Annotated in this window: 16 protein-coding genes; 3 read left to right on the plus strand and 13 right to left on the minus strand. The window is 50.7% G+C overall.

The genetic code is table 11. The features are described 5' to 3' along the window. Positions 1-4 precede the first annotated feature (4 nt). From wcaD to EC843_RS05900, 7 genes are all read right to left on the minus strand, one after another. Entirely contained in the window at positions 5-1,225 is a 1,221-nt protein-coding gene (gene wcaD, locus EC843_RS05870) for a colanic acid polymerase WcaD (RefSeq protein WP_133521887.1), read from the minus strand. After that, positions 1,200-2,417 carry a glycosyltransferase gene (locus tag EC843_RS05875; protein WP_133521888.1) on the minus strand — a complete coding sequence of 406 codons (1,218 nt, stop codon included), beginning with the start codon at positions 2,415-2,417 and terminating at the stop codon, positions 1,200-1,202. The genes wcaD and EC843_RS05875 overlap by 26 nt, the downstream gene beginning before the upstream one ends. Next, positions 2,414-2,899 (minus strand): colanic acid biosynthesis acetyltransferase WcaB, encoded by a 486-nt coding sequence (wcaB, locus tag EC843_RS05880; RefSeq protein WP_074388546.1) that lies wholly within the window; start codon positions 2,897-2,899, stop codon positions 2,414-2,416. Before wcaB ends, EC843_RS05875 begins: the two co-directional genes overlap by 4 nt. Positions 2,900-2,901: 2 nt before the next feature. Continuing rightward, on the minus strand, positions 2,902-3,738 hold the full coding sequence (gene wcaA / locus EC843_RS05885) for a colanic acid biosynthesis glycosyltransferase WcaA (RefSeq protein WP_064545201.1): 837 nt from the start codon (positions 3,736-3,738) through the stop codon (positions 2,902-2,904). Between the two features lie 131 nt (positions 3,739-3,869). Next, complete coding sequence (gene wzc, locus EC843_RS05890) at positions 3,870-6,038, minus strand: tyrosine-protein kinase Wzc (RefSeq protein ID WP_121815295.1); 2,169 nt, start codon at positions 6,036-6,038, stop codon at positions 3,870-3,872. 2 nt (positions 6,039-6,040) lie between these two features. Further along, positions 6,041-6,484, minus strand: a complete 444-nt coding sequence (gene wzb / locus EC843_RS05895) for a low molecular weight protein-tyrosine-phosphatase Wzb (RefSeq protein ID WP_064545197.1) — start codon at positions 6,482-6,484, stop codon at positions 6,041-6,043. A 6-nt stretch (positions 6,485-6,490) separates the two neighbouring features. Next, positions 6,491-7,624, minus strand: coding sequence for a polysaccharide export protein (locus EC843_RS05900; protein ID WP_064545195.1), 1,134 nt, complete (start codon positions 7,622-7,624; stop codon positions 6,491-6,493). Positions 7,625-8,284: 660 nt separating this feature from the next. Between EC843_RS05900 and EC843_RS05905 the strand changes: the two genes are divergently transcribed. After that, positions 8,285-9,865, plus strand: coding sequence for a TerC family protein (locus EC843_RS05905; RefSeq protein ID WP_064545193.1), 1,581 nt, complete (start codon positions 8,285-8,287; stop codon positions 9,863-9,865). Between the two features lie 105 nt (positions 9,866-9,970). Here EC843_RS05905 and asmA read toward each other — a convergent pair whose 3' ends face one another. From asmA to udk, 3 genes are all read right to left on the minus strand, one after another. Then, positions 9,971-11,815 carry an outer membrane assembly protein AsmA gene (gene asmA, locus EC843_RS05910; RefSeq protein ID WP_064545191.1) on the minus strand — a complete coding sequence of 615 codons (1,845 nt, stop codon included), beginning with the start codon at positions 11,813-11,815 and terminating at the stop codon, positions 9,971-9,973. A 23-nt stretch (positions 11,816-11,838) separates the two neighbouring features. Further along, positions 11,839-12,420: a dCTP deaminase gene (gene dcd / locus EC843_RS05915; protein WP_064545189.1), complete on the minus strand. Its 582-nt coding sequence runs from the start codon at positions 12,418-12,420 to the stop codon at positions 11,839-11,841. Between the two features lie 86 nt (positions 12,421-12,506). Beyond that, positions 12,507-13,148, minus strand: a complete 642-nt coding sequence (udk, locus tag EC843_RS05920) for a uridine kinase (protein ID WP_064545187.1) — start codon at positions 13,146-13,148, stop codon at positions 12,507-12,509. A gap of 360 nt (positions 13,149-13,508) precedes the next feature. Between udk and EC843_RS05925 the strand changes: the two genes are divergently transcribed. Next, positions 13,509-16,841: a diguanylate cyclase gene (locus EC843_RS05925; protein ID WP_133521889.1), complete on the plus strand. Its 3,333-nt coding sequence runs from the start codon at positions 13,509-13,511 to the stop codon at positions 16,839-16,841. 20 nt (positions 16,842-16,861) lie between these two features. Here EC843_RS05925 and alkA read toward each other — a convergent pair whose 3' ends face one another. Further along, complete coding sequence (alkA, locus tag EC843_RS05930) at positions 16,862-17,713, minus strand: DNA-3-methyladenine glycosylase 2 (RefSeq protein ID WP_121815292.1); 852 nt, start codon at positions 17,711-17,713, stop codon at positions 16,862-16,864. A 98-nt stretch (positions 17,714-17,811) separates the two neighbouring features. Between alkA and yegD the strand changes: the two genes are divergently transcribed. Continuing rightward, positions 17,812-19,170 carry a molecular chaperone gene (gene yegD / locus EC843_RS05935; RefSeq protein WP_133521890.1) on the plus strand — a complete coding sequence of 453 codons (1,359 nt, stop codon included), beginning with the start codon at positions 17,812-17,814 and terminating at the stop codon, positions 19,168-19,170. Positions 19,171-19,201: 31 nt separating this feature from the next. On the opposite strand, the gene EC843_RS05940 is transcribed toward yegD, so the two are convergent. Together EC843_RS05940 and EC843_RS05945 are read right to left on the minus strand one after the other, a co-directional pair. Then, positions 19,202-19,519 (minus strand): helix-turn-helix transcriptional regulator, encoded by a 318-nt coding sequence (locus EC843_RS05940; protein ID WP_064545179.1) that lies wholly within the window; start codon positions 19,517-19,519, stop codon positions 19,202-19,204. A 1-nt stretch (position 19,520) separates the two neighbouring features. Next, entirely contained in the window at positions 19,521-19,868 is a 348-nt protein-coding gene (locus EC843_RS05945; protein WP_064545177.1) for a type II toxin-antitoxin system RelE/ParE family toxin, read from the minus strand. Positions 19,869-19,891 lie beyond the last annotated feature (23 nt).

Here is a 19,891-nt window from a genome sequence, read left to right on the forward strand (position 1 = left end):
GACCTCAGGTGTTCGTAATTTTGAGTGCCTTACGCAAAATAAATGGGCAAACAATTAAGAACGCATATTCAGGGCTAAATATTGAGCCGGTAAAAAAGAGTGATACAGGCGTAAAAAGCCATAATTGCACACGGAAATTTTCATTATTCCCAAACGCCGTGCGCATCATTTTAACGACTTTCGACATATACCAAATTGTCAGTAATACTGCGAACCAGGAAAAATAAATAATCAGCAGATACAAACCATTGTCTACTGTTTTACCGACATCCGCACCGTTAAAGATTCCGAATGATGCGACATATTCATATAAAGATCCGAAACGAACCACCCCATCGATATTGCTCAATGAATATCCGACCATCGCTAACGGACCAATGATACGATAATACGATGACGACCCTTCCGTTCCTAAATCGCCAAGACGCGTCGCGATATAAGGGAATGCGAATATCAACCCGACTAAAAATACGGAAAGAGAAATAATTGCCAGAGGCAACTTCTTCTTTATGGCATTTTTATTAAGGTACTGAAATGCCCATTCAAGAAGATAAAACAGGATAAAAGTCATTACCCCTGAAAACGATCCTGAAAGAATTATCCCTGCCAGAATCATACCATCAATTTTTGGCGTTTTGATACCGAACTGTTTGATACTGAGCCAAATTGAGATTAATGCCAGAGCAAAAAATGCTGGCTCAAAATACAATGCCGTCGTTCGCTTACCGCCAAAGCTAATAAAGTTCAGAACATAGCTATTACTGTAAATAAGAAACTTCGAAATTTTCTCAATCAGGCTACTGCCGCCAGTCAGAATAATCTGTGCCATTTCCGCCGCAGCCAGCATCACAATAATGCCGACTACACCATAAAATACCCTTAGTATTTTATGGTGATTATGCTGTGAAATAGTTTTGAAGCGGCAGCTCCAGGTCATCGCCAGAATCAGCACGATATAAACAAACAATAGTGTCGAGGTGACATATTTACTGGCATCCAGCGATTGACCAAAGATGTAGTTAAATGCCGTCAGCCCCGCGCCAATGCCCAACGCAATCATCAATTTTTTTACGTTGATGCGTTCAATGTACAAAAAGAGGATCGCGGGCAAGAAGGTCACTATCGTTATCGGGAAGCTTTCCCCCAGTGAGGCCAACTTGACGTTGACCACCAGATAGATGAACGGCAGCAGCAGATAACTACAGATTTTGATAGAACGAGACATACTCCTCCAGCATCTGTTGTCCACTAAACGCCTGGCGACTGGCGCTTTTAAACGCCGGCAACTCTTTGCCAAACACCTGCTGCGCCAGTTGTTCTTTTGGCATTTTCACCAGTTCAAGCACGCGCCCATCGCTAAAGGTTTTACCACCGACTTTGCGCAGCACTTCATCTGCCGCTTCACTTTGCGTGGCAATCACCGGCACGCCAATCGACAACGCTTCGCACAAAATCAGCGGGTAGTTATCCACCTGCGAGCTAAACACCAGCGAGTCCATTTCATTCAGCTGGCTCATCAGCGCTTTTTTATCGGTCATGTAACCGTGGTTGACGACGTTCGCGCCGTTAAATGGCGAGAATTTACCGAAGGTGTGCAACTCGATTTCGTCGCCCAGTGCCATTATCGCCTGCACCAGTTGCTGATTGGTTTTGCCGTCATAACGTAAATCGTGCGCCACTACGGCGACTTTCGGTTTTGTTCGTGCTGCGTGCGTCAGCGGCAGTTCTGCCAGAATCGCTTCGGTTGCCACATCGATGCCGTTGTTAATGATTTTGCAGCGCCCTGCCCCGTAAATGCGGTTAAAGGCATCGGCTACATGCTGGCTCGGGGAAATAAACTGGCAGCCCAGTGCTAACATTTCGCGAAACAGCTGACGCTTGCTGTCGATCAACAGATGAGCGCGGTCGCGCTTCACTGGCGGATAGTTATTCAAAGAAGGGCATTTTTGGCAGCCGGTTTTCCAGCCGTCGCAGCCGTCGAGAAACGCACAACGCCCGGTAATGCTCCAGTGATCGTGCAGCGTCCAGACAAACGTGACATCCGGCTTATGCGCTTTGACGCGCTGGCAAAATGTCACCATCTCTTCGAGATTCAACCAGTAGCTGTGAACGACGTGGAAATGCAGAACCACGGGGCCCGCGCTACGCGTCACTTTGTGATACAGGTTATTGAGGTTGCCAAACGGGTCGCGGTTAAAAAAGCGAAATAGCACAATGTTGGCAATTGAAGTCAGGCGTGGCGTATGTTTTTCCACACCAGGGAATTTATCGTGGCTGGCGCTTTTCTTACCGCCTTTGCCGTAACCGTAGATAAAACGGGAACTGAAACCCGCCGCGCGGGCGCGTTGGTGGAGATCCAGCGCCACACCAGCAGCACCGCCTTCGGCGAGGCGCACGTTAAATTGCATGATATTCATTTTATAACCTTTATCTGCGCTTTCTGGCCGACCACTAACGCCCCATCCGGCACGCTGTCCAGTACCACACTGCCCGCACCGACAGTCACGTTATGACCCAAAGTGATATCACCAATAATCACCACGTTCGCGCCCAGTTCAACCCCGTTGCCAATCACCGGGCAGGCGAGGTTTTTGCCGCGATTGCCAATAGTGACGCCGTGACGAATAGTGAAATCATCGCCAGCGACCACGAATTTATTAATCACCACGGCATAACCGTGGTGAATGGTGAAGCGGCGTCCGATGGTGGCACCCGCCTGGATTTCATAACCAAACAGGCACTCGGTGATAAAGCGATACAGCAGGATGACGGGTGCAGCCCAGAGGTTGTTAATGACACTTTTTTTACGCCATACCGAGCAAAAGTGGGCTATGCGATAAGCCAGCACCATGCAGCATGGGCGAAGGCTCCAGGAGTTTGCGCGCAGATCTTCAAGCACCGTTATTTCCCCCGTAATCCATCAGCCAGGCGTTTGGTGTTACGCACACTCAGCAACGCTAATAAGGTGCGCAAAGACATGCGCTTATTGCGAATTTGATAGAGCGTAAACAGCTGGTATTTCTTGCTGGCGCGGTCGAATTTGTCTTTGTGCTTTTGATAGAAGTGAAAGTAACCGGCGAACTTTTTCGGGGATTTGGTTATCTGCATTTCGCCGTGGTTGATATGCAGAATTTGCGTGGCTTCTTCCACTTTCCAGGGCTGGCCGTATTCCACCACCATGCGCAGGAAAATGTCGTAATCCTGAGCGGCAGCCAGCGAGGTATCAAACAGGCAGGCTTTGAAGCGATCGGCGTAGGTAAACACCTGGTTGCCGATGATATTGCGCTTATAAAACAGCTTTAAGGAAAACGGCGATTTCGGGTACAGCGGCAGGCTGGCTGGCTGCGAGTAAACCTGGCCTTCGCAAACATAGTCATTGGCATACAAGAAAGCGTGCGTCACCAGTTGGTGTTGATGCGCCAAAAAAACCGACAGACGGTTGGGCGTCCATTCGTCGTCGTCGTCAATCCCGGTAATGAGTTCGCCCAAAGCCTGGCTGATGGCCTGGTTACGCACCGAACACGCACCAGAGTTGAAATCATTGCGCATGTAGCGCACACGAGCATCGCCGAGTTCGTCGACAAAACGCTGGAGCTGTTCAAAGGAGGAGGAACAGTCATCCACGATTAACATTTCCCAGTTTTCGTAATCCTGACGCAACACCGATTTGATGGCGCGGATCGCCAACTGCTGGCGGTTCCAGGTCGGCATATAGATAGAGATAAGTGGGCGTTTCATGACACTCCCCTTGAAATTTTTTATGACGAGTCAGTGGTAAACAACCCTCATCCCGGCCTTCTCCCTGAGGGAGAAGGAGCAATAGATCCCCTCTCCTGGGGAGAGGGTTAGGGTGAGGACGACAAACTTATCTATTTCGCATCAGATTTATATTCGTACTCGTAGTAACCGTAATCCTCGTATCCTGCCGCGCGGCGGAAGATTGAGTTGAGGATCACGCCACGCACGGCGATGCCGTTTTGTTCAAAGCGGCTGAGGCTGGCTTCGACTTCTTTGAGCGTATTCACCGCATAACGCGCCACCATCAGCGTGGTGCCAGCATGGCGGCCAACCACTGCGGCATCGGTCACGGCCAGAATAGGCGGGGTATCGATTAACACCAGGTCATAGTTCTTGCTTGCCCAGCTCACCAGTTCGCCAAAACGCTCGCTCATTAAGAGTTCGGAAGGGTTGGATGGCACCACGCCACGCGGCACGAGGTCGAAATTAGGCACCGAGGTTTTTTGTGCGCAGCGGGTAATATCTGCCTGGCCTGTCAACACTTCTGCCAGTCCATTGGTATTGGTCGTGCCCAGCAATTCGTGGGTATAGCCTTTGCGCATATCGCAGTCGATCAACAGCACGCGCTTGTTAGTCTGGCTAATTACCGCCGCAAGGTTGGCACAAACAAACGTTTTACCAATGGACGGGCTGACGCCAGTTAACATCAGCACATTGTTTGACGCCTGCATCATGGCGAAGTGCAGACTGGTGCGCAGGCTACGAATCGCTTCGATGGCCAGGTCCGTCGGGTTGCCCACCGCCAGCAATTGGCTCTGTTTATTGCGTTTCGCCCCTTTAACATTGCGCACAATGGCGTTGTCGTGGGATTTCTGCCATTCAGAAAGTGGGATACTGGCGTAGACACCAATTCCCGCTTCCTCCAGTGCCGCCGGGCTTTCAATGCCACGGTTGAACAGCGAACGTAACAACACGCCCATAATCGATAACATCAGGCCGAGAATAATGCTGCCAAAGATAATCAGCGCGCGTTGCGGTTTGACCATGCCCGGTTGGGTGATCGCCCCATCGACAATGCGCACATCGCCGACCGTGCTGGCTTCCGTGATTTTCAGCTCTTGCTGTTTGTTCAACAACTGCATGTAAACCTGCTGGCCGGACTCAACATCACGCGTTAAACGCACGATTTCCTGCTGAGTTTTCGGCATCGCGGTCACACGCCCGTTCAGGCGAGCTTTTTCCTCTTCCAGGGTCTGGCGCTTTTCCAATAGCGTGCGGTAAGCCGGATGCACTTTGGTGTAAAGCTTGGAGATTTCAGCCTCTTTGAAGGTCAACTCGTTGAGCTGCGCATCAATATTCACCATGGTGTCGAGGACAGATTTCGCTTCCAGTGACAGGTCAACGGAGTCTTGCTGTTGACGATAGGCGTTCAGTTTGTTTTCTGCCGCATCAAGACGACTGCGCACGTCCGGCAGTTGTTCGGCGAGGAATTTCAGGCTTTTCGCCGCCTCTTCCGATTTACGCTGGATGTTCTGCTCAAGATAGTTGCGGGTGATGCTGTCGAGGATTGCGCGGATTTGCTCTTTGTCTTCTCCGGTATAAGAGAGACTCAGCACCCCGGTGTCTTTGCCATTTTCGGCCACCGTCAGGTTGCCCTGAATTTGGTTTATCATGCCGAGCGTGGAGTATTTGGTCACCGTAAAGCTATCGCCAGGCTGTGCTTTAATCGCATTCACATTGATGGTGATGCCATCTTTGCTTAGCGGTTGCCCTACCTGCCCTTTCGCGCTGAGCCCGTTATCGCTGGTCAGTAAATACTGCGTTGGGCTGAGCACTTCCAGGGTAAAGAGATTTTTGCCCTGCCCTGCCGGAAGGGTAAAAGAGTCTACGACGACGGTGTCATTCTGACGACCTTGTAGCCGATCCCAACCGGCACCCAACAGCCAGAAACTGTTTTTCTGCACCGCAATATCAAGGTTAAGATCATCAACCGTTTTACCCAGCACCAGACGCGACTGAATCAGCTGAATTTCTGCGGCAGAGGCTGGTGGTTTGTTAGACAGTGCGGAGCTAATATTATTGACCAGTGAGTTACCAGCGTTTTGCTCGATTTGCACCAGGGCGTCGGCTTTATAAATTGGCGTGGCACACAGCGCATAAACCATCGCCAGCACTGCAAAGATTGCCGTGATCCCCAAAACCCACCAACGGGCTTCGAGAACCGTACCAAACAATCGGCCAATATCAATTTCATCATTGCCCTCAGTCGGGGCGCTCGAACGGTGTGATTTTTCTGTCATTGTTATCCCTGATGAGCGTTGAGTGCATGAGCCCATTTTTGGGCGCTCTGGTCCAGAAGACCGTAAACCGCTTCAAAAGCGTCGTGGCTTTTGCGATACGGGTCGGGAATTTCCCGCTCCGCATCCCAGTGACCAAACAACATCACCTTGCCGCGCATCTCTGGAGCCATTTCGCAAATTGCCGAAATATGGCGCTTTTCCATCGCAAGAATCAGATCGTATTCGCGACACAGTTTGCCGGAGATCTGTTTCGCGCAATGCCCCTCAAGTGAGAGGTTATGTTGTTGCGCCACACGTACAGCGCCAACATCCGCCCCTTTCCCCACCAGTGCCCCGAGCCCCGCCGAGGTCACGGTAAGCTGCGGGTGATAACTTTTCAGTAACCGCTCAGCGGTTGGGGAACGGCAGATGTTCCCCACACAGACAACCAATATTTTGTTGAACATAGCGCCTTACCAGGTATGGATATCTTTGACGGTGTCCGTCATATAACGAACGCCACTGATGGTTGGCAGCAGTTGGTTGATCAGACGGTTCCAGCGCGTGACCGGTGCGGTGGTGACATACACCACGTCATAAGGCTGCAACTGGAATTCGGTGCCCATCACCAGCGAAGTCGCATCGGACATATCAAGCTGATAAATGTTGGCAATTTTGCCGCCCTGCTTCTCTTTGATTGGACGAATCACAAAGATACCGCTGGCGTTTGAGGCGGTCATATCCAGACCTTCGGCCTGGCCGAGCGCTTCGGTCAGCGTCATGCCGCTGAAGTCCATTTTCAGGGTGGTCTGTTTCTTCACTTCGCCCATCACGAACACTTTCAGATCGTCATTGCGTGGCACGAATAAAATGTCGCCAGGATAGAGCAGATGGTTCTGGCTCAGGTCACCGTTTTGCATCAACGCTTGCAGGGAAATCCGTTTTTCCTGGCCGTTGTGCGTCAGCACGACGTTGCGCCAGTCGGCAGCATCGGTCAGGCCACCTGCGGCATTGATCGCATCCAGAACGGTGAGCGGGACGTTGGTAATCGCCTGCTGCCCTGATTTGTTGACCTGGCCCGAGACGTACGCTTTTTGAGATCTAAACCCAGCGATATTAACGTCCACCTGCGGATCTGCGATGTACGTCGCAAGGCGGCTGGTAATATCACTACGAATTTCAGAAAGGGTTTTACCGGTAACTTTCACTTTGCCGACGTACGGGTAGAACATGGTGCCGTCTGACTGTACCCAGTTCCCGGCATCGCTTGAGCTACGGTATTGGCCCGCAGGCGTGGTGAGTTCCGGGTGATCCCAGACGGTGACGTTCAGGACATCCCCTGGCCCTACGCGATATTGATAAGCAGAAATTTCCTGATCGAGGGACATATTTGGCTGAGCGACAGCCGGACGAACGCGTAATTGTTCTACCAGGCGCGGTGTTAACGGATACACGTTAACCATACGGTCCAGATTGAAATCTGAATCCTGTTGCTTGATAACATCTTTCCCCATCGTTGACATATTGCTTCCGGGGAGGACTGTGCAACCACTCATAAGGGTTACCGACACCAATAAAGGCATCAATTTAAGTTTGTATTTTATCATTGAGTATTTATCACTATGGCAGAGTAATTATCCTGAACGAATAAAATAAGTGACTCGTTAGGTTTATGAATGAGGCATGAATTGAAACCTGGTTGCCGTTAGGAATAACTGGCATCAATCCTAAAAAAACACTTATTTCCCGACATCCTATTGACAGAATAATTGAGGCTTATTCTCTGGCCTTCAAGCATGCTACCGCCCCTGGCTTGCAGCTACCAACCCACTAAAAATAAAATAGTTTTGTATACAGGAAATAATAAAAATACATCTATTATCAGATAACGATATCGATTGTTGCAGTTAAGCCTATATCAGGCAAGGCACCACCGAACAATATCGGGACTTTTAAGAATAATATTAACCGCACATTTATATCGCTTTAGGATTTTCTTTATATTGACAGGAAATTAATAAGTGGTACGTCAAACAATAATATACAGAACTATCTCATGTGAATTTCATTATAAGAAAATGCAATCGGCGTTTATTTCACAAAATAATGAATCGTTTACCATGGCAATTAAAAGGTTTTAAGCGGAGGATTACCTGGCATTTAAGCGGTGCAGGATTTATCCCACCCCTGACATTGCATTTTTTATCCTGGTTCACCATCATTTCATGGTGACATTTGTCATCTTTAGTGGAGCTACTGAAAAGCATATGGAGTGGATTGCCGACCCCTCGATTTGGGCAGGCCTGGTAACACTGGTCGTTATTGAGCTAGTCCTTGGAATCGATAACCTGGTGTTTATTGCTATTCTTGCCGAAAAATTACCTCCAGCCCAACGTGACCGCGCACGCGTAACCGGGCTTATCCTCGCCATGTTGATGCGCTTACTGTTGCTGGCCTCGATATCATGGCTTGTCACGCTGACTCGCCCGCTGTTTCATGTCGCCGATCTCGCCTTTAGTGCGAGGGATCTGATCATGTTATTCGGCGGGTTGTTCCTGATATTCAAAGCGACCGTTGAACTTAATGAGCGGCTCGAGGGCAAAGACAGCGAAAGCCAGACCCAGCGGCGTGGGGCGCGGTTCTGGCCCGTGGTGATGCAAATTGTGGTTCTGGATGCCGTGTTTTCGCTGGATTCGGTGATTACGGCCGTCGGGATGGTTGACCATCTACCCGTCATGATGGCGGCGGTGATTATCGCGATTTGCCTGATGCTGTTAGCCAGCAAAGCGCTGACACGTTTTGTGAATAGCCATCCGACTATTGTGATTTTGTGCCTGAGCTTCCTGCTGATGATTGGTTTTAGCCTGGTGGCTGACGGCTTTGGCTACCATATCCCGAAAGGTTATTTGTACGCCGCCATTGGCTTCTCAGTGATCATTGAAAGTCTGAACCAACTCGCCATTTTCAATCGCCGCCGCTTCTTATCAGCCGACCAGTCGTTGCGCCAGCGCACTGCTGAAGCCGTGTTGCGTTTGTTAAACGGTAAAAAGGAAGAGGCTGAGTTAGACGCACAGACGGCATCGTTGATTGCCGATCACGCGCAGCAAGACGAAATTTTCGAACCGCAAGAACGGCTGATGATTGAACGTGTGCTGAACCTGAACCAGCGCACAGTGAGCAGCATCATGACCTCACGCCATGACGTCGAACACATCAACCTGAGTGAGCCCGAGCCAGAGATCCGCGCGCTACTGGATAAAAACCAACATACCCGCGTGGTGATAACCGGCGATGACGATGAAATTCTGGGTGTGGTGCATATCATCGATTTGCTCCAGCAGTCGCTAAATGGCGAGCCGTTAAATCTTGAAGTGCTGATTCGCCAGCCACTGGTTTTCCCGGAAACACTGCCGTTGCTGACGGCGCTGGAGCAATTCCGTCATGGCCGAACACACTTTGCTTTTGTGGTGGATGAGTTTGGTTCCGTCGAAGGAGTGGTGACGTTAAGTGACGTGATGGAAACCATCGCTGGTAATCTGCCCAATGAAGTGGAAGAGATCGATGCGCGCCACGACATCCAGAAAAACCCGGATGGAAGCTGGACGGCAAACGGCCATATGCCGCTCGAGGATTTAGTCCAGTACGTACCGTTGCCGCTGGAAGACAAACGTAACTATCACACTATTGCCGGGTTATTGATGGAATCGCTCCAGCATATTCCGGTCACCGGAGAAACGGTTGAGGTAGGGAATTTCCTGTTACGCACTCTGCAAGTGGAAAGCCATCGTGTTCAGAAAGTGCAGATTGTGCCGCTCGAGGACGATGAAGAGATGGATTACGAAGTGTAAGGCGCGAAGTTAATGTCGGGTGACACTTCGCTTACCCGACCTACGAAAGAGATTTAGCCGTTGTAGGGCGGATAAGCGCAAGCGTCATCCGCCATATTGATGTGATTAAAGCTGCTTCAATAACTCTTTCACATCTTTCGAATTTTTGCTGTCTTTGTGCTTATCCAGCCAGTCATTCAATCGACGTTTCGCTTCACCCTGCAACTGCTTGCGCAGTGCCTGATCCACTTGCAGAGAGTAATTCAGCTTCTGCCAAGGACCATACACGCGCAATGGGATTGGCGTGGTTTTCAGCACCTCAATCAGCTTGCTGTCCCCTTCCCAACCGCCCAGCACGGTGACATTAAATCGGGTATCACATTGCTGTTTGACTAAATCCAGTGAACCTTGCCCGGTCAGCTCCAGCATAGAAGATTTCCCTTCCATTTTCTTGAGCTCCAGATTGCCGTTATTGAGCCTGGCCTGCGCCGTGAGGTTATCAAGCGTTGTGACATTGTCGAAGTTTTGTTTAGCCTGCACATCGCTATTGCTGCGCGTTACCGCTTGCTGAATCAACTGCTGGAAGTTCATCCCCTGCATAGTGGAATTTGACAGGGTAATGCTCGCATCACCTTGCCAACTGCGGCGGAAAGCGTCGGCATTGAGTTTGTCGCCGTTAAACTCCCCTTCCATCGACAGCAAGCCAGACAGGGCAATCGGATAGTCGAAGGCAGTCAGAATCTGCCCGATCTCGATGTTGTCTACTTTCGGATGGAAGGTTAATTGCGGTGGATTGTTGCGAACATCAAGTTCACCCGGGAACGACATGCTACCGCGCCCCAGATTCCCCGTCAGCTCAGACACCGTCATCAGACCATACTGGTTAGTCATCGCCGATTGCACATCGGTGAAGTTCAGCCCGCGCCAGCGCACACTGGAAGCGGCAAGGTTAACCTGCGCACTAAAGCCGCGCAGGTTCTGGTAAGTGGTATCTTCAATTCCTGAGGCGATAATCGGCCGTGGCAACGTCGGTTGCTGTTGCGCCCGCTGTACCGCCTGGGTGTTGGTTACTGCATTCGCAGCCACCAGAGCATCGAGATTCAATTTATTGGAGCGGAGATTGAGCACCCACTGAGGTTTCTCTTCCAGCACCACACTCGCGCTGCCTTGCAAATCACTGTCGTTCGCCGTCAATTGCAACTGACTGAGTTCGAGACGACGCTCAGGTTCAATCCAGCGTGCCGTCATCGAGCTAGTGCCAGAAATCCCGTTAGCAGGAAGATCGGCCCCTTGAAGCTGGTAATTGAACTTAGAGATAGTGGCGCTAAGCTGCTGCGGATAATCGGCAGCATTCAGATCGGCGACCAACGACATGTTCATATCGCGTTGATCGCGGTTAATGCGGCTGCTCAGCTCAATGTGCGCCTGTTTTTTCTCATTCTGCTCCATTTGCAGATTGATATTACGCACCGTGATTTGCTCGTCACCGGTGTGCTGGAACACCAACACGCTGTCGGCAACTTTCAATTTGGCGATATCGAAAGACCAACCTCGTGTTTCGTCAGGTTCCGGGATATTGCCTGATGGGCCAACTGGGGCATCTTTCGCACGGCGCTCTTCAGTTTGCGGGGTAAGTTGAATCACCGCCCCTTTGAGCATCACCTGGTGAACTTTTAATTGATGGGAAATCAGCGGAATTAACGCGACATCCAGACGCATGTTTTCAGCCGTGAGTAATGGCTGGCTGGCGCCGGGTGCCGTGAGTGACATACGCCCGGATAAAATACTCAGTTGTGGCCAGACGTGCCAACGCAGTGGGCCATCCAGATTCAACTGGTAGCCACTGCGTGATTCAACCTGGCGCACCATATATGCACGAAAGTCATTGGGGTTAACCAACAGCACCAACGCAGAAAGACCGGCTATCAGTACCACCAGCAAGATCATCAGCGTGGTTAAAAATCGTTTCATACAGCCCTCATACAGATGGGAACTCAGTCCTTATCAATACGGCTTGCAACCGCACCTTGCTGATCGCGATATTTTGCATCCTGGCGGCTGTTATAAGGGCGTGCCGCCGGGCCTGAGAGTGGCTCGAAGCTCAGTGCACCGATCATCATGCCAGGGCGTAAAGCCAGCGGTAGTTTACCGGAATTATAGAACTCAAGAACGATACAGCCATGCCAGCCTGGGTCAATACGGTGTGCGGTGACGTGCACCATCAGCCCCAAACGTGCCAGGGATGAACGTCCGTCTAACCAACCGACTAAATCAGCAGGCAGCGTAACGGATTCAAGCGTAACCGCCAGAGCCAACTCGCCAGGGTGCAGATAGAAGGCATCGCCTTCGTTGAGGACAATTTCGTCGCTCATCACGCGTTCAAGAGCGGCGCTCACTTCATCTTTCGGGCCGCTTAAATCAATAAACGGTGCTGTATGGCCGCTGAAGGTACGGAATTTGTTCCCCAAACGGACATCAACAGTCGCACCGCTAATGCGTTCAACTGGCGGACGAGGGGTAATCGTTAAGCGCCCGTCATCAAGCCAGGCTTCTATATCGCGGTCACACAAACGCATCGTTGATGCTCCTTATCAAGCTCAGTTTTGGTTACCCTGCCACAGCGCGCCAGATATAGCCACGCTACGACAGGTAAATACCAGGGTTATTCAAAGAACTGACTGATTTTCGCCTTCAGAATATCAATGGCGATACGGTTTTTTCCCCCGCGCGGCACGATAATATCGGCATACTGCTTGGAGGGTTCGATGAATTGTAAAAACATAGGACGAACGGTTTTCTGATACTGGGCCATCACGGAATCCATTGAACGGCCACGTTCGTTAACATCGCGTTTCATACGGCGCATCAGGCAAATATCCAGCGGCGTATCCACAAAGATGGAGAAGTTCATCTCTTCGCGCAGGCGCGCATCGGTCAGCAACAAAATCCCTTCCAGAATTATCACTTTCTTGGGCATTAAGTGAACAGTGTTACCGGTACGGGTATGTTCCACATAGCTATAAACCGGCAGCTCAATCGGATTACCGGCTTTCAGCGACTGAAGATGCTGGAACAACAAATTGTGGTCCATCGCGTTGGGATGGTCGTAATTGGTCTTGACTCGTTCTTCCATCGAAAGATGGCTTTGGTCTTTGTAGTAACTGTCTTCTGGAATGACACCAATGTGTTCATCACCAACCTGATCACGCAGTTCGCGATACAGTGTGCTGGCTATAAGACTTTTTCCTGAAGCCGACGCACCGGCTATCCCGATGATGACGCATTGATGGGACTTGTCAGTCATGTTGTAACGAGCCTTGTTGACTTAAATGTTGAGGAGGGGCGACGTGAGAGACGTCAAACGCGGCAATTATAGGGAGATCCGCCCGCTGATACCAGAGTAATGCGCTTTGGGAGGTGATTTAAGCTACCAGACAGATAAGCTGCACAAAGCAAAGGAATCAATACCCATGCAATAAGAATGGTTTTTCACGCAAAAGGAAAATAAGTCTGTCAAATATCAGTATTTATGACTTCTTGATGCTAATTTATGACCAGACTACATAGGAAATGTAAATTGTTTGTACTAGCATAAACCGAAACTTATCTTTTTATTTGCATCCGGGCATGGCACCTGGCGGCACGCCTTAACGGATTTGCGGTAATGATCAAACAAAGCACAAAAGAGTTATTCGCGATGCCTTCCTTCGTACTGCCTGTGGGGTTGGGGCTTTTAAGCTTTATATTTACCTGGTACTCGCTGGAATTATCTCTTGTAGGGACTGTTTTAGCCCCACTGTGGTTCCCGACCTCCCTAATGATGGTGGCTTTATTCCGCAATACTTTCCGTAAATGGCCCATGGTCATTGCGGTGTGTACATTAGGAAATCTCTGCGCTTCCGCTATTTTTCAGCCACTGCATGAGATTAGTCTCGGGTACACCATCATTAATATTATTGAGGCGTTGCTCGGCGCCTCATTAATGCGCCGCATGTTGCCGCAGCATAACCCGCTGCAAAACCTGAGCAATTGGGTCAAGCTGGTCATCTGTAGCGCGATCGTTCCGCCTATTGTCGGCGGCGTACTGGCGTTATGGCTGGCAGGTCCTGATAGCGGTAACCTCGCCAAAACTTTTTTCGTCTGGGTGCTCTCCGAAACTATCGGCGCGCTTGCGTTAGTGCCAACGGCGTTATTGTTTAAACCTGGCTATTTATTGCGCCATAAAAATCCCAATTTATTACTAGAAACCATATTCACTTTGGTCGTTACGTTGGCCCTTAGCTACCTGACACTGCGTTATATGCCGTGGCCATTTACCTTTATTATTGTGTTTCTGATGTGGAGTGCGATTCGCCTGCCACGTCTGGAAGCCTTTATTGTTTTCCTCGGCACATTGATGGTTGTTTCATTAATGATGGCTACTCACAACCAGGTCTCCATGGAGCCTCATACCACGGTAATGAATAATGCTCCGTGGCTCCCCTTCCTGATGATTTTATTGCCTGCCAACGTCATGACCATGGTGATGTATTCATTCCGTGAAGAGCGCAAGCACATCACTGAAAGCGAAGCGCGTTTTCGTAACGCGATGGAGTATTCCGCCATCGGTATGGCACTGGTTTCGACAGACGGCCAGTGGTTGCAAGTCAATAAATCGCTGAGCAAATTCCTCGGTTATACGGCAGAACAACTGCGTTCGCTGACGTTCCAACAAATCACCCATCCGGAAGATTTACACGCCGATCTACAGCAACTCAATATGTTGGTCAGCGGCAGTATTAATAGCTATTCGATGGAAAAACGCTATTACACCAGTAAAGGTGATGTGGTGTGGGCGTTACTGGCCGTTTCTATCGTGCGTGACGTTGACGGTTCCCCACTCTATTTAATCGCGCAAATTGAAGACATTAACGACCTCAAACATACCGAGTGGGTGAACAAACGTCTGATGGAGCGCATCACGCTGGCTAATGAAGCAGGCGGCATTGGTATTTGGGAATGGGATCTGGGGAGCGATGTTATCAGTTGGGATAAACGCATGTTCGACCTCTACGAAGTCCCGCCACATGTGAAACCAACATACGCTTTGTGGCTTGAACGTATTGTTGCAGATGACGCGGTCGCTGCTGAGAAAACGGTGCGCGATGCCCTACAAGCTCGTATTCCGTTTAAGATGGAATACCGCATCCATGTTAAAGAAGGCGTTCGCCATATCCGTTCGCTAGCAAACCGCGTGCTGAATAAAAATGGTGATGTTGAGCGCCTGCTCGGCATCAACATGGATATGACGGAAGTTAAGCAACTGAACGAAGCGCTGTATCAGGAAAAAGAGCGTCTGCACATCACGCTGGATTCCATCGGTGAGGCCGTAGTTTGTACCGACGTCGATATGAATATCACCTTTATGAACCCGATCGCCGAAAAGCTCAGCGGCTGGCCGCAACAGCAGGCTATCGGCCAACATATTCTGGCTATCCTGCACATCACTTTCGGCGACACAGGCCCGGTGATGGAAAACATTCATAGCGGCGATTATTCACGCACCACCATCGAACATGAGGTGGTTCTGCATTGCCGTAATGGCGGCAGTTACGATATCCATTACAGCATCACGCCGCTCACCACGCTCGATGGGCAAAGTATCGGCTCAGTGCTGGTTATTCAGGATGTGACCGAATCGCGCAAAATGCTCAAACAGTTGAGTTACAGCGCCTCGCACGATGGGCTAACCCACCTTGCCAACCGCGTCAGCTTCGAAAATCATCTCAAACGTTTGCTGCAAAGTGCCGGAGAAAATCGTCAACGCCATGCCCTGGTGTTTATCGACCTCGACCGCTTTAAAGCGGTAAACGACACCGCGGGTCACGCTGCTGGCGATGCATTACTGCGTGAATTGTCGTCATTGATGCTCAGCATGTTACGCACCGGCGATTTCCTCGCGCGCCTGGGTGGCGATGAATTTGGCCTACTGCTGCCTGATTGCTCATCGGATAATGCGCGCCATATTTCTGAGCGAATAATCCAAAGCATTAATGACTATCACTTTACGTGGAATGGGCGTTTACATCGTATCGGCGCAAGTGCCGGTATCACGCAAGTTGATGCCGACAACCGTATTGCGTCTGAAGTACTCTCACAGGCGGATATTGCCTGCTACGCCTCGAAGAATGGCGGGCGTGGCCGGGTTACGGTGTTTGAATCTTCACAGCACAGCATCCGCAAAGAGAATCAAAACCTGCCGATGGATGAGCAAAAGCGCATCATTAACGACAGCCCAATCCTGATGGTCGCCCGTGCCATTGCCCCACCGCGCATCCCGGAATCGACCAGTTTCTATCTGCTGTCATTACGTTTCTGGGGAAGTGACGACGCGGTGCTGGATGAGTCTGCATTCCGCGCCGCAGTAACGGACAAAGAGCTGCAATGCACACTCGATCTGCGGATTTTCGAAGAGTTCTTCAGTAAATATGCCCAGCCAGTGACCAATAAAGGCTTTGGAGTGGCGCTAGCCCTCTCCTCTCACGGTCTCGCCAGTGACACAGTGGTCGATGAAATCCTGGCTCGTTTAGCGCGCAGTGTGTTGCCAGCACGCTTGCTGCACCTGGTCATCCATTGCGAAGCGCTACAGAGTGAAGATGAAAAGATTGACAGGAACCTGCAACGCCTGCGTGACAGCGGCTGCCATTTAATCCTCAGTCACGTCGGGCGTGACCTCGACATCTTTAAACGAATTTCACGCCAGAAGTTCAGCTATATCATTGTTGATGAGGAACTGATTCAGAACGTGCATTCCAACCTGATGGACGAAATGATGGTCACCATTATCCACGGTCATGCACAGCGCCAGTTCCTGCAAACCATTGCCGGGCCAGCCGATATGCCGATGGTAATGGACACGCTTTCCGGCATCGGCATCGACCTGATCTATGGTGAAGCTGTCACCCAACCGCTGCCGCTGGAGATGTTGCTTAATACCAGCTATTTCGCGATTAACTGATTCCCTGTGGGAATTGGGATTCAATCGGGAATATCGGGGTGCCAACCCTCGCTATACCAAATATGCAACAACGCATAAGAACGCCAGGGTTTCCAGCGGTCGGCATAACGGCGAATTTGCGCCGGTGTCATGCCCGGGAATCGTTGCTTAATCAGGTAATCATCGGCCAGGAAGACATCGCTGGCCTGCCAGCCGCGTAAAGCAATGTAGTTTGCTGTCCAGCGGCCAATGCCTGGATACGTTGTCAGCGCCTTGACCCCTTGTTCCACATCTGCAGGGCACTGTTGCGGAAATACCCCTGCCACCATTAAACGCGCCAGATGGATAATCGCTTCGCCGCGTTTAAGCGGCATTCCCAGGGCTTTGAGCTGTTCAGGGCTTAATGATGCCAGGCGCTCGGGCGTTGGGAAAATCCGCCAGTTCGGGTCTTCGGCCATTGGCTCACCAAAAGCTTGCGCCAGTTTGCTGGCGAGTTTTGCCGCCATCGCCACACTCACCAGTTGACCTAAAATCGCCCGTATCGACTGTTCAAAAGTGTCCATACAACCCGGCAAACGCAATCCTGGGCGGGCCGCCGATAAATCCCCCAGGCTTTCAAGAATGATCTGCGGCTGGCATTCGAGATCCAGCAGTTGCTTTATACGTTGCAGAACTTCACTGGCAACCGGCTGCAAACCTGCACTCAGGGTCACATTCAACTGACAGGCCGCTTCGTCAGGAACTAGCGTCAGTAATCCCTGATAGTGACCGAGTGCAAAGCTGCGGCAGTAACGTGTTTCACTGACGGTTTCAATGCCACTGACCGCGCGGCCAGCCAGAAATCCAAACATCCACTGCCAGTCATAAGGCGGGTTGTAGTTCAGTTGATACATTATCTCGTCCTGTGGTTCGTTAACTTCTGCCCAAATAGTTGCCCGACGCCTGACATTCCGCTAAAGTCGCCCCCCTTCTTCACCGGCATGGGGACGTTATGCAATTTATAGGCTTTGATTATGGTACTGCAAACTGCTCTGTAGCAGTGATGCGCGATGGTGTTCCACAAGCGCTGGAGATGGAAAACGGTTCAACATTGCTTCCGTCGATGCTGTGTGCACCAACGCGTGAAGCGGTCAGTGAGTGGTTATATCGCCATCATGAGGTTCCGGCAACCGGGAAAGAAACCCAGGCTTTGCTACGCCGTGCGGTCTCTTTTAACCGCGAAGAAGATATTGATGTTTTGCCCGGTAGTGTGCAGTTCGGGCTCAGTTCCCTGCGCCAGTACATGGAAGACCCGGAAGAGGTTTACTTTGTTAAATCGCCAAAATCTTTCCTTGGCGCCACCGGCTTAAAACCGCAGCAAGTCGCGCTGTTTGAAGATTTAGTCTGCGCCATGATGCTGCACATCCGCAATCAGGCGCAAAGCCAGGTGGCCGAGCCGATTACCCAGGCCGTGATTGGCCGCCCGATTAACTTCCAGGGCTTAGGTGGCGATGAAGCAAACCAGCAGGCGCAAGGTATTCTTGACCGCGCAGCACATCGTGCTGGCTTTAAAGATGTGGTGTTTCAGTTTGAACCGGTAGCCGCAGGCCTGGATTTTGAAGCCACGCTAACCGAAGAAAAACAGGTGCTGGTCGTCGATATCGGTGGCGGTACCACCGACTGCTCAGTCTTGCTGATGGGGCCGCAATGGCGCGCCCGTCGCGACCGCGAACAAAGCCTGCTCGGCCACAGTGGCTGCCGTGTTGGCGGTAACGACCTCGATATTATGCTGGCGTTCAAACAGCTTTCCCCATTATTAGGGATGGGTGGTCAAACAGAGAAAGGCATCGCACTGCCAGTATTGCCGTGGTGGAATGCGGTGGCGATAAACGACGTTCCCGCGCAAAACGATTTTTACAGCAGTGCCAATGGCCGCATGCTCAATGAACTGGTACGTGATTCACGCGATCCTGAAAAAGTCGCGTATCTGCAAAAAGTCTGGCGTCAGCGCCTGAGCTATCGCCTGGTGCGTGCTGCGGAAGAGAGCAAAATTGCGCTTTCCGACAGCCAACAAGTCGCCACGCTGCTGCCGTTTATCAGCAAAGAATTAGGCTGCGAAATCAGCCAACCCGAGCTGGAAAGTGCGATTAGCCAGCCGCTACAACGGATTCTGGAGCAAGTCACGCTGGCACTGGAAAACAGCGCCGTGAAACCGGATGTGATTTATCTTACCGGCGGTAGCGCCCGTTCACCGTTGCTAAAACAGGCACTGGCGCAGCAATTACCAGGCATTCCGCTGGCAGGCGGCGATGATTTCGGCTCGGTGACCGCAGGTCTGGCCCGCTGGGCTGATGTGGTATTTAAAGACTAAAACACAACGCCGTGGGGAAACTCACGGCGTTTTAGATTTTCAGATGTTTCACCCCATCGGGAAATTCAATTTGCAGCGAAAGCTTGCCGCCCAGCGCTTCGATATAACGCTTTAACGTCCCCAATTTGACTTCATTACCGCGTTTTTCAATCGCCGTCACCGCCGGTTGGCTAATGCCCATCGCGTCGGCCAGTTGTTGCTGCGACCAGCCCATTTGCTCGCGAATCATATTCAAACAGCTTTCCAGAATCAGTTCCTGAGTCGCTTCAGCTATTCGTTGCTGACTTTCAGGTGAACGACGAGCAATTAACTCTTCTAATGTGCTGTAACCTTTCGGATTGTTTTTCATATTATTTTTCCTGTGACTTCAACCAAGCTATAAACTCTTTGTCCGCAATCGTGATCATCGATTCGTAGAACCGTTTAGTTTTCGACTTATCACCTGCGCACAACAGAACAGCATTCCGGCGGTAATCAAAAATATAAAATGCCCGAACGGGCTTACCCTGGTGCTGAACTCTCAACTCTTTCATGTTGGCAAAACGTGAACCATTTACAGTGTCGGCATAGGGACGAGGCAAACAAGGCCCCCAAAACCGTAAATGCCCCATCACTGCAAGCATCTTTTCCTGAAGATCATTGTGTTGCTCATCAAACCATTCTTCATACCGTTTTGTAGTCAATATCTTCCATGTCATAGCGTCGCCTTATAAACTATAGG

Source organism: Buttiauxella sp. JUb87, assembly GCF_004361975.1.
In the GTDB taxonomy this organism is placed as follows: Bacteria; Pseudomonadota; Gammaproteobacteria; order Enterobacterales; family Enterobacteriaceae; genus Buttiauxella; species Buttiauxella ferragutiae.

Excerpts from the sequence above, each read along its gene's own strand:
- wcaD (WP_133521887.1), bottom strand. The coding sequence starts at position 1,225 with ATGTCTCGTTCTATCAAAATCTGTAGTTATCTGCTGCTGCCGTTCATC.
- EC843_RS05875 (WP_133521888.1), bottom strand. The coding sequence starts at position 2,417 with ATGAATATCATGCAATTTAACGTGCGCCTCGCCGAAGGCGGTGCTGCT.
- wcaA (WP_064545201.1), bottom strand. The coding sequence starts at position 3,738 with ATGAAACGCCCACTTATCTCTATCTATATGCCGACCTGGAACCGCCAG.
- wzc (WP_121815295.1), bottom strand. The coding sequence starts at position 6,038 with ATGACAGAAAAATCACACCGTTCGAGCGCCCCGACTGAGGGCAATGAT.
- wzb (WP_064545197.1), bottom strand. The coding sequence starts at position 6,484 with ATGTTCAACAAAATATTGGTTGTCTGTGTGGGGAACATCTGCCGTTCC.
- EC843_RS05900 (WP_064545195.1), bottom strand. The coding sequence starts at position 7,624 with ATGATAAAATACAAACTTAAATTGATGCCTTTATTGGTGTCGGTAACC.
- EC843_RS05905 (WP_064545193.1), top strand. The coding sequence starts at position 8,285 with ATGGAGTGGATTGCCGACCCCTCGATTTGGGCAGGCCTGGTAACACTG.
- asmA (WP_064545191.1), bottom strand. The coding sequence starts at position 11,815 with ATGAAACGATTTTTAACCACGCTGATGATCTTGCTGGTGGTACTGATA.
- dcd (WP_064545189.1), bottom strand. The coding sequence starts at position 12,420 with ATGCGTTTGTGTGACCGCGATATAGAAGCCTGGCTTGATGACGGGCGC.
- udk (WP_064545187.1), bottom strand. The coding sequence starts at position 13,148 with ATGACTGACAAGTCCCATCAATGCGTCATCATCGGGATAGCCGGTGCG.
- EC843_RS05925 (WP_133521889.1), top strand. The coding sequence starts at position 13,509 with ATGATCAAACAAAGCACAAAAGAGTTATTCGCGATGCCTTCCTTCGTA.
- alkA (WP_121815292.1), bottom strand. The coding sequence starts at position 17,713 with ATGTATCAACTGAACTACAACCCGCCTTATGACTGGCAGTGGATGTTT.
- yegD (WP_133521890.1), top strand. The coding sequence starts at position 17,812 with ATGCAATTTATAGGCTTTGATTATGGTACTGCAAACTGCTCTGTAGCA.
- EC843_RS05940 (WP_064545179.1), bottom strand. The coding sequence starts at position 19,519 with ATGAAAAACAATCCGAAAGGTTACAGCACATTAGAAGAGTTAATTGCT.
- EC843_RS05945 (WP_064545177.1), bottom strand. The coding sequence starts at position 19,868 with ATGACATGGAAGATATTGACTACAAAACGGTATGAAGAATGGTTTGAT.